This is a genomic window from Veillonella parvula DSM 2008, from assembly GCF_000024945.1.
Taxonomy (GTDB): domain Bacteria; phylum Bacillota; class Negativicutes; order Veillonellales; family Veillonellaceae; genus Veillonella; species Veillonella parvula.
The window spans coordinates 873,809-888,619 of sequence record NC_013520.1; the positions used below are offsets into that span (position 1 = coordinate 873,809).

The window sequence follows — 14,811 nt, forward strand, 5'->3', positions numbered from 1 at the left end:
TACGAGGGGCTTTTACTATACACGTAGAAATTATATACTTTTGTGCTTCGGGCTACGTTATTTTATAGGGGATTAATGTAGAATATTGAGAAATATATTAGGAATAATGAAATCAAAGCATTGTTTAAAAGATTACAAGGAGGATTATATTATGATTTTTGAAATGATCAAAAACCTTTTTAACAAAAATGAGAACACGGAAAAGATTGAATATCTTGGTGTTGATAAAGATGGTAATAAAATATATGAAGGTTATTATCATGAGTTTAAGGGAATTCCTTGGGTTTTTAATAAAACTACCTATACTAAAGAAGAGTTTGCTAAGGAGTTTTATACATGCTTAGAAGCGCATAACGTTAATCCTGATAATTTACCGCCATTAGTAGAGCCTGAAATTTTTGTAAGCTATGAAGCTTGGATTGAAAGCAAAAGTCAGCTTCACCCTAATGAACACTTATACGAGGTAGATGAATTACTAGAAGACGATAAAGAGGATGATATGTGGCAAGTTGAAATCTATGCTCGCCTTAAAGCAGATAATGGTCAGTACTTTACTACTGAAGAGCTTCTTTTCAAGATACATAACTTAATGGCCAATAAAGAGCTCGGTGATCATGTATTCTTTGAAAATCTAGTCTATGATGATCACGAATTTGAAGCTGATGAAATTGAAGATATTGACGATAATGATGAAGGTATTCCTGTATTTGTTGTATGGCTTGGTAGCTAGTTAAATAGTCTTTTTTGTCATAAACTATTATTTTAAAATCTGTAATTTATTGTTTTGTGTTGTTTGTTATTATTATGCTAAGATGAGTTCATATACATATTGATAATATGAGGGGAAGTGTATTGTATGTCTATAACTATTGAACAGTTTTTATCTTTTTCTGAAAGTGAGCAATTACAAACTGTTAAAGAGCTTAATGATACTGGAAACGTAAAAACTATTATTGATGTGTTAACTCGTGTAGGCATAGAAAATTTATCTATACCTCTGTTAGGTGAGCTTGGTAGAGCTTATAACAATAATGGCAATGAAAAAGAGGCAATAAAGGTATTAGAGTCTATTGATGAAGAGTATCGTGATGCGGTGTGGTATTATCGTTGTGCCTATGCGTATGGAGCTGTTGCTTTAGACAATAATGAATCGTATACATCAGATACTATGAAACAGATGCTAAGATTAGTAGATCAGGGCGTACGTTTAGCTCAGGAAAAGAATCTGGATGATATAAAATCGTATTGTTTTGAAGTCATTGATATGTGCTATATGCAGATGGACTTTGAACAGTGTGAAGCAGAGTATCCTGAGTTATGTAAAGCTTATAGCAATTATGTAGCAGAGAAAAAGAAGAAACGAGAAGGTTTACCTCGTCATCGGACCATTACTATTGAAGAAATCCAAGCTACAGATGATATGTGGACCATTAATGAGCCCATGTATTGGACTATCAATATTTATGGCTCTCATGATGATTATTTAGAATCTGCAAAAGGTTTTACCTTAGAGCAAAGATATCTCAATGCAATATGTTGGTATTTTGCTGAGGTTAATAATGGTGGTCATCATCAGTTTTTATATAACTCAACAGGCATTGTATGGGAAGATGCTCTTGCTGGCTTACGCCTCTTCAAGATGGATGAGCTAGCAGATAATTTACAATCAGTTATCGATTACTTTGGGGGTTCAGTTCTATTTGATAGAGCTGAACGATGGACTATTTTACAAGACTGGGAAAATGAAGAGGAATTGTTCGATTTTCTCGATAAAAAAGATGATGTAGTGTATGAATATGATGGAATTTATGAAGATACATTCGTACATGAACATCCTGAATTATTTGTATTTGATGGTACCTATACGATTCCAGAATAAGCTTGGGATATATTTAACAAGATATAATCGATGTAACCGATACAACTGGTACAACTGGTACAACTGGTACTTTCACTATGTTAATCGATTTTATTATGTAGTAACTTTCACCAAGTAGAAACGATATATTAGAGGTATTACATGTTAGATAAACAAGGCGTATATGATTGTTTACGTGACCATCATATCGATTTTGAAATTACAGATCACGCACCATTATTTAGTATGGACGATAAGCCAAATGTGCAGTTGCCCTATCCTGAGTGGGATGCAAAGAATTTATTTATACGAGATCATAAACGAGAGCATTACTATTTAATTACCGTTCGTGGTTCAAAGCGTGTGGATCTAAAACAGTTCCGTAAGGACCATAAGTTGAAAAAGATTTCCTTTGGCTCTGAAGAAGAGCTATGGAATATATTGAAGATTAAACCAGGTCACGTATCTCCATTTTGCTTGCTCCATGATGAGGAACGCAAGGTCCATTACTATATTGACGCGGACTACGAGAATAATTTAATCGGCATACATCCGAACCAAAATGATGCGACTGTGTGGTTTCAAGGTAAAGAACTAGTTAAACTCATTGAAGAGCATGGTACAATAGTAGAATATATTACATTGTGATTTAGGAGTCTTTTATGAACAAAAATTTGTTAAAACGTATTGTATTAACATCTGCTATTGCCGTATTAGGTGTAAGCACATCTTTTGCAGCTCTTGTTATGGAACGGGATCAATCTGTAGATACAGCACCTAGCGTAGGTATGTATCGTTTCGAAGTACCTGTAGAGTTACAAGGAACTTATAATAGTGCAGGTGTAGCTAATCTGACAGCATCTATGGAAAAAGAACCTAATACATTGTCCATGAATGTGGCGCATGTAAAGGGTAATCCTTCGGAGTCTTATGTAGTTGAAATCTATAAAGATTTAGCTGCTATTGAGACACATCGCAAATCTGACCATTATCAAGCCTTTGTTAATGAAGTAGGTTCTAAATTAACAAATCGTAAGATGTATGATGTACAGTCTGTACTTTTATTTGAAAAGAAAGATGCATTATCCATTGTAAATGATGGTAAGGCAGTAGTTACCTTAACTGAGTTTACTGTTGATAGCAATGAAATCGATACGGTACAACGACAATATCAACTCGATATGGAACGTGCCGTTCGGGATGATGTGGGTTATAAGGCTGGTTATGTGCTTCGTGAAAGAAACGCAAAAAATCGCTGGTACATCATTCAGATCTATAGCAATCAGGAAGCCCTTACTAAACACTTGAACAGCCCAGGCTATCGCTTTATGATGAGCCAAATCCAAGGTAGTCTACAAGGGGTTACTACTAAAGTATTAGATGGGGATATCCTCGTAAACCATGGTGGTCAAGCTTTTGTTAGACCTTAGTCTTTGATAAAATACTAATCAGTAAAGTTACTGCTAGCATATTATGTGCTAGCAGTTTTTTGCTATATAATAGGTTATAATCTAGTTAATTCTATTTAGGAGTTATATATGACACAACAAGAACGATTGCGCTATCTTTTAGAGGGATTGGTAACAGAATATAAAGAGAAATATAACGAACATATAGATATTCCAGTAAATGAAGAAGAACAATTTACTCTATTTAGAGCACTATGTAATATTCGTCCAGCAGGAGCCATGCCCGCGGAATGGATGAAGATACAGGATGAATACTTAAATACATTGGCTCATGAAAAAGGCATCGTTACGATTAACGATATGGAAGAGCGAGAACCTCAGATATATTTGTGGCAAGGGGATATAACGCGTCTAGCGGTAAAGGCTATAGTCAATGCAGCTAATGAGCAGTTGCTCGGTTGTTTTCTACCGAATCACAAATGTATTGATAATGCCATTCATACTTTTGCTGGTATTGAGTTACGTATGGCCTGTGCTAGGATGACTGAGTATATGGATATGCCTGAAAAGACAGGTGTAGCTCGTATGACCTATGGTTTTAATTTACCTGCCAGTCATGTTATCCATACGGTAGGGCCTATTGTTTATGATACTGTTACAGACTTAGAAAAAGAACAATTGTCATCGTGCTATAGATCTTGCTTGGAGCTAGCTAATGCTTATAGTTTGAAGTCCATTGCATTTTGCTGCATTTCTACAGGCGAGTTTAGATTTCCTAATGAATTGGCGGCCCAAATTGCTATCGATACGGTACGTAGGTATTTAAAAGAAACAAATAGTAAAATCCAAGTGGTATTTAACGTATTTAAGGATATAGATTATGACATCTACAACAAATTATTGGGATAATATAGAACGTGTAAAAGAATTTTTGAATACTGCTGATGCGGTACTCGTTGGTATCGGGGCAGGTATGTCTACTGCAGCGGGTCTGACCTATAGTGGTGAGCGTTTTCATAAATACTTTGATGACTTTCACAAAAAGTATGGTATTACAGATATGTATTCTGGTGGATTCTATTCATTTGAAAGCATGGAAGAATATTGGGCATGGTGGAGCCGTCATATCTACTATAATCGCTATGATATTTCAGCAGGTGAACCTTATATTCGGTTGATGGAGTTGTTACAAAATAAGAATTACTTTGTGATTACCACTAATGTAGATCATCAAATGCAATTTGCTGGAGTGGATAAAAATAGATTTTATTACATGCAAGGTGATTATGGCTTGTGGCAATGCTCTGAGCCATGTCATCAAAAGACTTATGATAATGAAGAACAAGTGCGTCGTATGGTGAAAGAACAAAAGGATATGAAAATTCCCACAGAATTAATTCCTCACTGTCCTAGATGTGGCGAACTAATGACGATGAATTTACGTGTCGACGGTGCCTTTGTGCAAGACGAAGGTTGGTATGCAGCTCAAAAACGATATGCAAGTTTTATAGAGAATTATAAAGATAAGAAAACCGTATTGTTAGAACTTGGTGTTGGCTATAATACGCCGATGATTATCAAATATCCATTTATGCGGATGGCACATGATAATATAGACACACTATATGTACCAGTTAATATTGAAAAACAATCGATTCCATTTGATATTCAGCAAAATACAGTATTATTTAATAATGACATACAAAAGGTATTGAATGATTTGTTATCTAAAGAAGGAGTTAATGTACTATGAATTATAAATACACCTATGAAAGTCCATTAGGAACTATGATTATGCTTGGTACATTATCATACTTAACAGATTTATTTTTTATTGATGAAGCTTATGCACCTAGTTATGATGATGCGGAGTATATAGAGCAACTAACAGGTCCATTTGAAGTAACAATTATGTGGCTAAATCAATACTTTAATGGTAAAAAGCCCTTTATTACACCTCTCATCCAGTTAGAAGGTACTGAGTTCCGTAAATCCGTATGGTCTATATTACAAACCATACCTTATGGTGAAACTACAACATATGGAGATATTGGTAAACAGATTGCACAGCAACAAGGTAAAGAGAAATTCTCTGCTCAAGCCGTAGGGGGGGCTGTAGGGCATAATCCAATTTCTATCATCGTTCCTTGTCACCGTGTTATTGGTAGTAATGGCCAGTTAACGGGCTATGCAGGGGGCATTGAACGCAAGAAATATATGCTAGACCTAGAGTCAGAGCATAAATAAAGTAATAGTAAATATAAAACATAGATAATAATAAAAGAGATTACTTCTATGTATAGTTAGACATACATAGAAGTAATCTCTTTTTTGTGTTTAGATATATTTAGTTGTAATGTAAATAGATATCGTAATAATAAGAATACGAGCAAATACAATACTTTAACAATGTACTTATTTTAAATAAATTTGTTTTCTAAGGTACCAATACCACTTATGGAAACTGTAACAATATCTCCTGGTTTTAACCAAGAATACTTACTTTCGTTCTTACCTAATACTACACCACTAGGCGTACCTGTAAAGATAATGTCACCTTCTTGGAGTGTCATATATGTTGATAAGAAGGCAATAATGTTATAAGGCTTAAAAATCATTTGTTCTAGCTTTGCTTGTTGACGTATTTCACCATTTACTGTTGTCGTAATAGTAGCACTTTCAAAGTCAAAATCATCAGGAGATACAATATTAGGACCAATAGGAGCAAAGTGATCAAGCGATTTGCCAAGAATCCATTGAGAACCTCTAAATTGTAATGTACGGGCAGATACGTCGTTACCAATGGTATAGCCTAAGATATGTTCCATTGCCTTTTCAGGAGATATGTTTTTACCAGATTTACCGATGATGATAACTAATTCTCCTTCATAATCGTAATGGAAAGTTTCGTCTTCAATAGTAATTGTATCATGATTACCTGCAAGAGCATTTGATGTTTTCATAAAGATTTCTGGAAAATCATGTGTAGCTAGACTAGTTTCAGCAATATGATCAGCGTAGTTAAGGCCGATACAAATGATACTTTTAGGATTAGGAATTAAAAAATTTTTATTTTCGTTCATAATAGGGACCTCTAGTAAAATAGGATAATGTATATCTGAAATTATTATAATATAAATAGGGCGGTAGCTATACTGTAAAAAACAATTTTTATATTCAACGATAGTATAGCTAGGGGCCTATTTGATAATATACATATCTATTAATATGTTACCTATATATAGATGATATATCTTAATAGATACTATATCTGTATATATAATTTATCATCTCTATAGAATCTATTGAAAATACAAGATGATAGTGATAAGATTAAGTGTATATCAATATAAATGGAGGTTATTGTTATGAGCAAGAATATCGATTGGGATAATCTCGGTTTTGGTTATGTAGAAACCGACTACCGTTATTTGACTACATATAAAGATGGTAAATGGGACGAAGGTGGTCTAATTATTGATGCTAACGTTGTCCTTAATGAATGTGCTGGTGTATTCCAATACGCTCAAACTGTTTTTGAAGGTTTGAAAGCATACTATACAAAAGATGGTCACATCGTATGCTTCCGTCCAGATTTGAATACAGAACGTTTGAATCAATCCTGTGAACGCCTTGTAATGCCTACATTACCTGAAGGTCGTTTCCTCGAAGCTGTAAAAGAAGTTGTAAAAGCAAATAAAGACTTTGTTCCTCCATATGGTCATGGTGCAAGCCTTTATATTCGTCCTTACATGATGGGTACAAACTCCGTTATCGGTGTAAAACCTGCTGATGAATATCAATTCCGTGTGTTTACAACACCAGTAGGCCCTTACTTTAAAGGTGGTGCTAAACCAATCAAAATTCGTATTACTGATTTTGATCGTGCAGCTCCTCATGGTACTGGCCATATTAAAGCTGGTTTGAATTATGCTATGAGTTTGTATGCTATCACTGATGCTCATAATGAAGGCTATGCAGAAAATATGTATCTTGATGCGGCTACTCGTACACATGTAGAAGAAACTGGTGGTGCTAACTTCATCTTTATTACTAAAGATGGTAAATTAGTTACACCTAAATCTGATAGTATTTTGCCATCCATTACACGTCGTTCTTTGATGTATGTAGCAGAACACTACCTTGGTATGACTGTAGAACATCGTCCTGTTCATAAAGATGAATTAAAAGACTTTGCTGAAATTGGTCTTTGTGGTACAGCGGCTGTTATTTCTCCAGTAGGTCAAATCGATACTCCAGAAGGCACTATTAATGTTCCTGCTGGCATGGATGATATGGGTCCTATCACTAAAAAATTATATGACACATTACTTGGCATTCAACATGGTGAAATCGAAGCTCCTGAAGGCTGGGTAGTTAAAATTTGCTAATTATTTAACTATGCAAATATGATTTAATTATGCAAACATGAAAGTATATAAAAATGGCATCTACCGTATGATAGATGCCGTTTTTTATTCTGCTAAAGATATTAGTAAACTAATGATTTTGATTGATAAATATTCTAGCTATATTTAGTTAGCGTTTGCTCTACTATGCACTTTAGCTATAAATTTTTCGTTGTTAATGACAAAGCGTTCATGTGTACCACGACCGATAATACCAATGCCATCAGAAGCTTCGATATCGAATGTGATTTTGCGACCTTCTACGGCGCTTACAATAGCTTTTGCTGTTACTGTTGCACCAAGTGGAGTTGGGGCCTCGTGAGTAATGGAGAGGGAAATGCCTACAGTACCTTCACCGTCCTCTAAATATGGCTGTACTGCAGCTTGTGCAGCTTCCTCCATAAGTGCACACATCGCTGGTGTGGCAAAGACATCTAAAGAACCGGATTTCATTGTTTTAGCAATATTAGATTCTGTAACTGTTACAGTAGCCGTAGCTGTTTGACCTGCTGATACCATATTATACCTTCTTTCATTAAGAAAATTCTCGTTATAATAGTATTATACATCTTTCGATAATTTTTATGCTAATGTAATGATACATATTTTATAGATATATGTATACGCTTCTAAAGCTATATCGGTTACCAATTTTAAATATATTAAAAAAGCTATTCAGATTAGAATTAAAGAAATGTAACTAGTTATAACTGTTCTATAGAATACGTGATATAATGAAGCTAGTCTTTTTAATACGAGGTATATATGAGTAATAGAAATTTAAAACCTTCTGGTGAAGGTTGGGTACAGTTAATAGCGGGCATTGGTTTTATTGTTTTATTAATTGTCATAAATATAGTAGATCCTACGTTTTATCCGACCATGTGGCACTTAGCAACAAGTGGCTCTATGGAAGAGGTAGCGGAGTATATTCAAAGTTTTGGCCCTATGGCCATGTTGGTGAGTATGGTCCTCGATATTTTTGTTAACGCCGTAGGCTTTTTACCATCAATTTTCATATCTACAGCAAACGGTTTAGTATTTGGCATGTGGCCTGGGATTATTATTTCTTGGCTTGCTGAGACGATTGGTGTAGTCATTAGCTTTTACATTATGCGTTACTTCTTACGTGATACAGCGGACAAGTTGATTGCTAAGAGTACGGTATTGATGAAAGTAGATGATTTTTCCGGTAAAAACGGTTTTGTGGTTATGTTATTTGCACGATCCTTACCGTATTTCCCATCTGGCGTTATTACAGCCTTAGGGGCCATTAGTAAAATTAAACCTAGAGATTATATATTGGCAAACTTGATTGGTAAATTCCCATCCACGGCTTTAGAAGTTGCCATCGGTACTGATATTGTAAATTTCCAAGAAAATATGGGACGCTTAGGCATTATCGTTATTGTGGCTGGTGTAGTGTATTTTATTCTATGGCAAGTGTACAAGCGTTATATGAACAAGAAAAATGCTGAACAAGAGCACGATCCCAACGCGTAATTTAAGATTTAGTATATATGAAAGAGGTGATAGTATGAGCTTTTCTCTTCCTGAACGTGTAACCTTGAAAGGTCCTAATTTTATTCGTGAAGTATTTGAACGTGGTGTAGGTGTGGAAGGCTTTATTAGCTTTGGTATTGGTAATCCTGCGCCAGAAGCGATTCCGGTAGAAGTCATCGAAAATGCTTTTGATGAAGTTGTACATTCTAATCCTATGAGCCTTTTACAATATGGTCCAATGCAAGGTGATGCACGCTTAGCAGAATTAACAATGGATCGTTTAGTACAAACTCATAAGATGAATCCAGAAGGACAGGGTCTCATTATCTCCAATGGTGCAGGTCAATTATTAGGTCTTGTACCAATCACCGTATTAGAACCAGGCGATGAAGTGTATATGGATGAATTTACTTTCACCAGTGCCATTAACTCTGTACGCAATATGGGTGGTAAAGCATTAGGCATAAAGACTGACGAACACGGTATGATACCAAGTGAGTTAGAAAAAGCGGCTCAATCTGGAAAAGGCAAATACATTTATCTTATTCCTAACTTCCAGAATCCAACAGGCATATCTATGCCTTTAGAGCGTCGTAAGGAGATTTATGCTATTGCATCTAAATATGATTTATTTATCTATGAAGATGATCCATATGGTGAAATTCGTTTCGCCGGAGAATACATTCCGACATTCAAATCTTTCGACACAGAAGACCGTGTTCTATATGCAGGTTCTTATTCTAAAACGTTATCTGCAGGCTTGCGTGTAGGCTTCTTATTTGGTCCTGCTAAGGTAATTGAGGCTATTCAAGCATTAAAGAATAATACGGCAGGACAAATGCCATTAGTAACTCAAAAGGTAGTAGCGAAGGTTCTTGATACCATTGACTACGATGCTCATTTAGAAAATGTACGAAAAGTGTATAAAATGAAATGTGAGGCTTTACTTAATGCTTTTAATAAGTATGCGAGTTCTAAAGTTCGATTGACACAGCCTACAGGTGGTATGTTTGCATGGATGACGATGCCTGAGGATGTAGATTGTGATGTATTCTTTGAAACTTGTATGGACCGCAATGTAGGGATTATTAAATGTGGTGCCTTTGCAGCAGATGGAGCAGGAGAAGGTCATGCATTTCGTTTGAGCTATACAGTGCCAACAGTAGAGGAAATTACAAAGGGGATGGAAATTCTCGGCGGGTTAACTAAAGAATTTTGTGGTGAGTAATATATTGATAATTTTTGATATAACATGATACAATGTAAGCGTAGATACATTGTGTTTACCATATAAAAAAGTTTTTAATATAGATGTGAGGTATAGCCTCAAAGAAAGTAGGTGTTTACTATGGGTTGCGGTAGCAGCAGCGATTGTGGCGGATGCCCATCTCAATCTTCTGGTTGCGGTGGTGGTGCGCCTCAACAACCTCAAGATCTTACAGCTCAATTACACGAGCTTAGTTCTGTTAAACATGTAATTGGCGTAGTATCTGGTAAAGGTGGCGTAGGTAAATCCTCCGTTACTAGCTTGATGGCCATTACAATGGCGCGTAAAGGTTACAAAGTAGGTATCCTCGATGCGGATATTACAGGCCCTTCTATTCCTAAGATGTTTGGCATTAAGGAAAAGGCATATGCTGACGAAATCGGTATGTATCCTGTAAAATCCAAAGGTGGTATCGACGTAATGTCTGTTAACCTTCTTTTGGAAAACGATACAGATCCTGTTTTATGGCGTGGTCCTATTTTAGGTAATGTAGTAAAACAATTCTATACAGATGTTATTTGGAAAGATATCGACTATTTATTTGTTGATATGCCACCAGGAACAGGTGACGTTGCAATCACTGTATATCAATCCTTGAAATTGGACGGTATTATTATCGTTACATCTCCTCAAGACTTGGTATCCATGATTGTTGAAAAAGCCGTTAAAATGGCTGATTTAATGCAAGTGCCTATTATTGGTGTGGTGGAAAACTACTCTTACTTCCATTGCCCAGATAATGGTAAGGATTATCAAATTTTCGGTGAAAGCCATATTGAAGAAATCCTTCAAAAATACGGTTTATTATTGTTAAACCGTTTACCAATTGACCCAACTATTGCAAACCTTTGCGATAAAGGTAATATTGAGTCTATCGAAAAAACAAATTTAGAAGACGTATCTCTACCTGAATAGGATTCATATGATGATGAAAGCTGTGTATTTATAAATGCACAGCTTTTTATCACATCTTTTTATGGTGAATTATGTTATATTTATGGTAAGAAGATAGAATTATATCTTTAATTCTCTTACTACAGATATGCTGAACATAGTTAGTATAGATTTTTATTTTTCTTAACATGATACTATAGGATGTATTGGCATATATTGGTTTAATTTTAATGTTTTCCTATGTAGGACGTATGTGTATGAAAAAACTATTGAACTGGATCATTCCAGCAGCCTTTGGTTTAGGTCTGTGGTTTGTTCCAACTCCAGAGGGATTAACTCCTCAGTCATGGCATTTATTTGCAATCTTTGTAGCTACTATCGTAGGCTTCATTACTCAGCCGTTACCGATTGGTGGCGTATCTATCGTTGTTATTACTGTTGCTGCATTGACAGGCACATTAAAGATTAGTGAAGGTATTTCAGGTTTTGCTAACTCTGCAATCTGGCTAATTGTAGGTGCTTTCTTATTCTCTCGTGGCTTTATTAAAACTGGTTTGGGGAAACGTATTGCTTATAATTTGATTTCTGCTTTTGGTAGTAGCTCCTTGCGTTTGGCCTATGCATTGGCTTTGTCTGATTTGATTTTAGCTCCCGCAACACCATCTAACACAGCTCGTGTAGGCGGTGTAATCATGCCAATTACAACTAGCTTAGCAAAAGCTTTCGGTTCTGAACCACAAGATGGACCTCGTAAAATTGGTTCTTTCTTGATGCAATCTATTTACCAAGTAAATACGATTACATCTGCGATGTTCCAAACATCCATGGCTGGTAATACATTGGTTGCAGCATTAGCGCTTCAATCTTTTGGTATTGGTATTACATGGGGCGACTGGGCTATGGCAGCTATCGTACCTGGTATTATTGCATTGATTATTATGCCGTATTTCATTTATAAAGTATATCCACCGGAAATCAGAGATGCTCGTGAAGCTCAACAAATGATTCGTGAAGAGTTAAAAGGTCTTGGCAAGATTTCTTTCCAAGAATGGGTAATGCTTGGCGTATTTATTTTAGCATTAGTATTGTGGGCTACGTCTCAATTTACAAAACTTGATGCTACAACTGTTGCATTCTTAGGTATTTCTATTTTACTTGCTACAGGCGTTCTAATTTGGGACGATGTTAAGAGTGAAAAGGGTGCTTGGGATACATTGGTTTGGATGGGTACATTGATGGGCTTTGCCGGATTCCTTTCCAAATTGGGCTTTATCAAATGGGCTACAGTTCAAGTGGGTGGTTATATTCCAGAAGGCTCTTGGGTAATTGCCTTTGTTGTAGCTGTTCTTGTTAATACATATGCTCACTATGTATTTGCATCCTTAACAGCGCATATTTCTGCGATGTTCGTAGCATTCTCTGCAATCGCTATTTCTGCAGGTGCCCCACCTATGTTGACATTGTTGATGATTGCATTCACATCTAACTTGTGTATGTCTTTGACTCACTATGCAGCAGGTCCATCTCCAGTAATCTTTAATACTGGTTATGTTCCTCAAAATATATGGTGGAAACTTGGTTTCTTCACATCTGTAATCAACTTAATTATCTTCATGGGTCTTGGCTCTGTATGGATGAAGTTGATTGGTATGTGGTAAAATTTAGTACTGACAATTTTATAGGATTGTAATGCATGTACTTTAAACCTATCAGACTTAGTGTACTATGCATTTACATCGTATATAAAAAGCCGTCCCGATAGGGGCGGCTTTTTGTGATAAAATATGAGTAGTTAATAGATAATTAATGTAAATATTGTAAAATAGTATACATAATAAATTATTCAAGCTAATTGTACAAATTTTATATGATTTGTGCATAGGAGGGACCTATGAAGTTTGATAATGAACAATTATTAAAGTATATTGGCGCTTGTACATCTCCGTATCACACAGTAGATACAAGTTTACAAATGCTATTGGACTCAGGATTTACAGAGCTCAGTTTAGAAGATGAGTGGCAGTTAGACTCTGGTTCTTATGTAGTTAACGTGTTCGGCACCACCTTATTTGCCTTTCATATAGGGAAGAAACCAGAACATACATTACGTATTGCGTCGGCTCATACAGATTTTCCTGCTATTCGTGTTAAACCAAACCCTATAACCTCTATGAAAGGATACACAAAGTTAAATGTAGAAATGTATGGCGGTCTTATAGAAAATACATGGCTTGATCGTCCATTAGGTGCAGCAGGTACGGTTGTGTTAAAAGGAAAAAATGCCTTTGACGTAGATTCTGTTCTAGTCGATACAAAACGGCCTATCGCTATTGTTCCAAACCTAGCTATTCATATGAATCGCTCTGTTAATGATGGGGTTAAACTAAATCGTCAAAAAGAAATGCTTCCTATATTGATGATGGAACGTAATAATGAAGATAATCCTACAAAACCTTTAAATAATAGAAATAATCCAAGTTTATTCCCAGAATCAGATACTCAATACGATGAGTGGACAAAGTTTTTAGCTGATGAAGTAGATTGCGATCCTTCCGAAATATTATCTTATGAAATGACTTTATATCCTACGGAACAAGGCTGTGTACTCGGTACGGAAGGTGATTTCATTAGCTCACCTCGTTTAGATAATTTAACATCTTGCTTTAGTGTATTATCTGGTATTATTCAAGCCAAAAAAATGAATGTTAATGGTGTTCGCTGTGCTATACTCTTTGATAACGAAGAGGTGGGCAGTCGTACGAAACAAGGTGGGGCCGGTATGATATTACCAAATCTTGTTAAACGCGTGTATGACGCATTAGGATATTCTAATCAAGAGATGGACAGCTTCATCTCTAAAGGCTTTATGATTTCCTCCGATGTAGCACACGGATTACACCCAAACTATCCAGAGAAAAATGACATTACGAATATTCCTGTACTTAATAAAGGGCTATCCCTTAAGATTGCATGTAGCCAATCTTACGCTGGGGATGCTAAGGCAATTGCTATCGTTAAAGGCCTTTGTGAAGAAGCGGATGCACAGTATCAGATTTATGTAAATCGTTCGGATATTCCAGGTGGATCTACAGTAGGTTCCATTTCATCAGCTATGTTACCAATGCGTACTATTGATGTAGGATTGCCTCTATTAGCAATGCATTCAGCTAGAGAATTGATGGGGGCAGCTGATCAAGAGCAATTAAATCGATTAATGAATCATTTTCTAGGTGGTAAGTAATATAAAATGGAATTTATTCGATGTGCATTATTGAAAGACATATGATTTTTTGTAATGAACAGTAAAAAATATATTTTATACTTTCATAATTGGTATAATCCTTTAAATATAATGAAAATATTGTATAATAAGTATATATTATTATGAATATAAAACCTCATCATAAATTTTGATGAGGCTTTCCGCAATATTGATTTATCTATAAGTATAGGAAATATTCATATATTAAT

15 protein-coding genes are annotated in these 14,811 nt (G+C 35.6%); 13 read left to right on the forward strand and 2 right to left on the reverse strand.

Translation table 11 applies throughout. The features are described from left to right. Positions 1–151: 151 nt before the first annotated feature. The 7 genes from VPAR_RS03720 to VPAR_RS03750 all read left to right on the forward strand — a co-directional run bounded on the left by VPAR_RS03720 (position 152) and on the right by VPAR_RS03750 (position 5,514). Positions 152–730: a hypothetical protein gene (locus tag VPAR_RS03720; RefSeq protein ID WP_012864217.1), complete on the forward strand. Its 579-nt coding sequence runs from the start codon at positions 152–154 to the stop codon at positions 728–730. A 126-nt stretch (positions 731–856) separates the two neighbouring features. After that, positions 857–1,879, forward strand: coding sequence for a DMP19 family protein (locus VPAR_RS03725; protein WP_012864218.1), 1,023 nt, complete (start codon positions 857–859; stop codon positions 1,877–1,879). 141 nt (positions 1,880–2,020) lie between these two features. Further along, entirely contained in the window at positions 2,021–2,506 is a 486-nt protein-coding gene (locus VPAR_RS03730; protein WP_012864219.1) for a prolyl-tRNA synthetase associated domain-containing protein, read from the forward strand. A gap of 14 nt (positions 2,507–2,520) precedes the next feature. After that, positions 2,521–3,288, forward strand: a complete 768-nt coding sequence (locus VPAR_RS03735; protein ID WP_012864220.1) for a putative quinol monooxygenase — start codon at positions 2,521–2,523, stop codon at positions 3,286–3,288. A 108-nt stretch (positions 3,289–3,396) separates the two neighbouring features. Further along, positions 3,397–4,176, forward strand: a complete 780-nt coding sequence (locus VPAR_RS03740; RefSeq protein ID WP_012864221.1) for a protein-ADP-ribose hydrolase — start codon at positions 3,397–3,399, stop codon at positions 4,174–4,176. Then, on the forward strand, positions 4,148–5,020 hold the full coding sequence (locus VPAR_RS03745) for an SIR2 family NAD-dependent protein deacylase (RefSeq protein ID WP_012864222.1): 873 nt from the start codon (positions 4,148–4,150) through the stop codon (positions 5,018–5,020). Before VPAR_RS03740 ends, VPAR_RS03745 begins: the two co-directional genes overlap by 29 nt. Further along, positions 5,017–5,514: a methylated-DNA--[protein]-cysteine S-methyltransferase gene (locus tag VPAR_RS03750; protein WP_012864223.1), complete on the forward strand. Its 498-nt coding sequence runs from the start codon at positions 5,017–5,019 to the stop codon at positions 5,512–5,514. Before VPAR_RS03745 ends, VPAR_RS03750 begins: the two co-directional genes overlap by 4 nt. A 173-nt stretch (positions 5,515–5,687) precedes the next feature. On the opposite strand, the gene VPAR_RS03755 is transcribed toward VPAR_RS03750, so the two are convergent. Beyond that, complete coding sequence (locus tag VPAR_RS03755; RefSeq protein ID WP_004697151.1) at positions 5,688–6,350, reverse strand: fumarylacetoacetate hydrolase family protein; 663 nt, start codon at positions 6,348–6,350, stop codon at positions 5,688–5,690. A 285-nt stretch (positions 6,351–6,635) separates the two neighbouring features. On the opposite strand from VPAR_RS03755, the gene VPAR_RS03760 reads away from it, so the two are divergent. Beyond that, positions 6,636–7,658, forward strand: a complete 1,023-nt coding sequence (locus VPAR_RS03760; RefSeq protein ID WP_012864224.1) for a branched-chain amino acid aminotransferase — start codon at positions 6,636–6,638, stop codon at positions 7,656–7,658. Positions 7,659–7,802: 144 nt separating this feature from the next. On the opposite strand, the gene VPAR_RS03765 is transcribed toward VPAR_RS03760, so the two are convergent. After that, positions 7,803–8,195 carry a thioesterase family protein gene (locus VPAR_RS03765; RefSeq protein ID WP_012864225.1) on the reverse strand — a complete coding sequence of 131 codons (393 nt, stop codon included), beginning with the start codon at positions 8,193–8,195 and terminating at the stop codon, positions 7,803–7,805. Between the two features lie 246 nt (positions 8,196–8,441). Between VPAR_RS03765 and VPAR_RS03770 the strand changes: the two genes are divergently transcribed. The 5 genes from VPAR_RS03770 (at position 8,442) to VPAR_RS03790 (ending at position 14,581) form a co-directional block, all read left to right on the forward strand. After that, a complete protein-coding gene (locus VPAR_RS03770; protein WP_012864226.1) occupies positions 8,442–9,179 on the forward strand; it encodes a TVP38/TMEM64 family protein in 738 nt (245 codons plus the stop codon). A gap of 34 nt (positions 9,180–9,213) precedes the next feature. Beyond that, entirely contained in the window at positions 9,214–10,407 is a 1,194-nt protein-coding gene (locus tag VPAR_RS03775; protein WP_012864227.1) for an aminotransferase-like domain-containing protein, read from the forward strand. Between the two features lie 120 nt (positions 10,408–10,527). Continuing rightward, positions 10,528–11,361 (forward strand): Mrp/NBP35 family ATP-binding protein, encoded by an 834-nt coding sequence (locus tag VPAR_RS03780; protein ID WP_012864228.1) that lies wholly within the window; start codon positions 10,528–10,530, stop codon positions 11,359–11,361. 236 nt (positions 11,362–11,597) lie between these two features. Continuing rightward, positions 11,598–12,998 carry an anion permease gene (locus VPAR_RS03785; protein WP_012864229.1) on the forward strand — a complete coding sequence of 467 codons (1,401 nt, stop codon included), beginning with the start codon at positions 11,598–11,600 and terminating at the stop codon, positions 12,996–12,998. 233 nt (positions 12,999–13,231) lie between these two features. After that, positions 13,232–14,581 carry a M18 family aminopeptidase gene (locus tag VPAR_RS03790; protein WP_012864230.1) on the forward strand — a complete coding sequence of 450 codons (1,350 nt, stop codon included), beginning with the start codon at positions 13,232–13,234 and terminating at the stop codon, positions 14,579–14,581. Positions 14,582–14,811 lie beyond the last annotated feature (230 nt).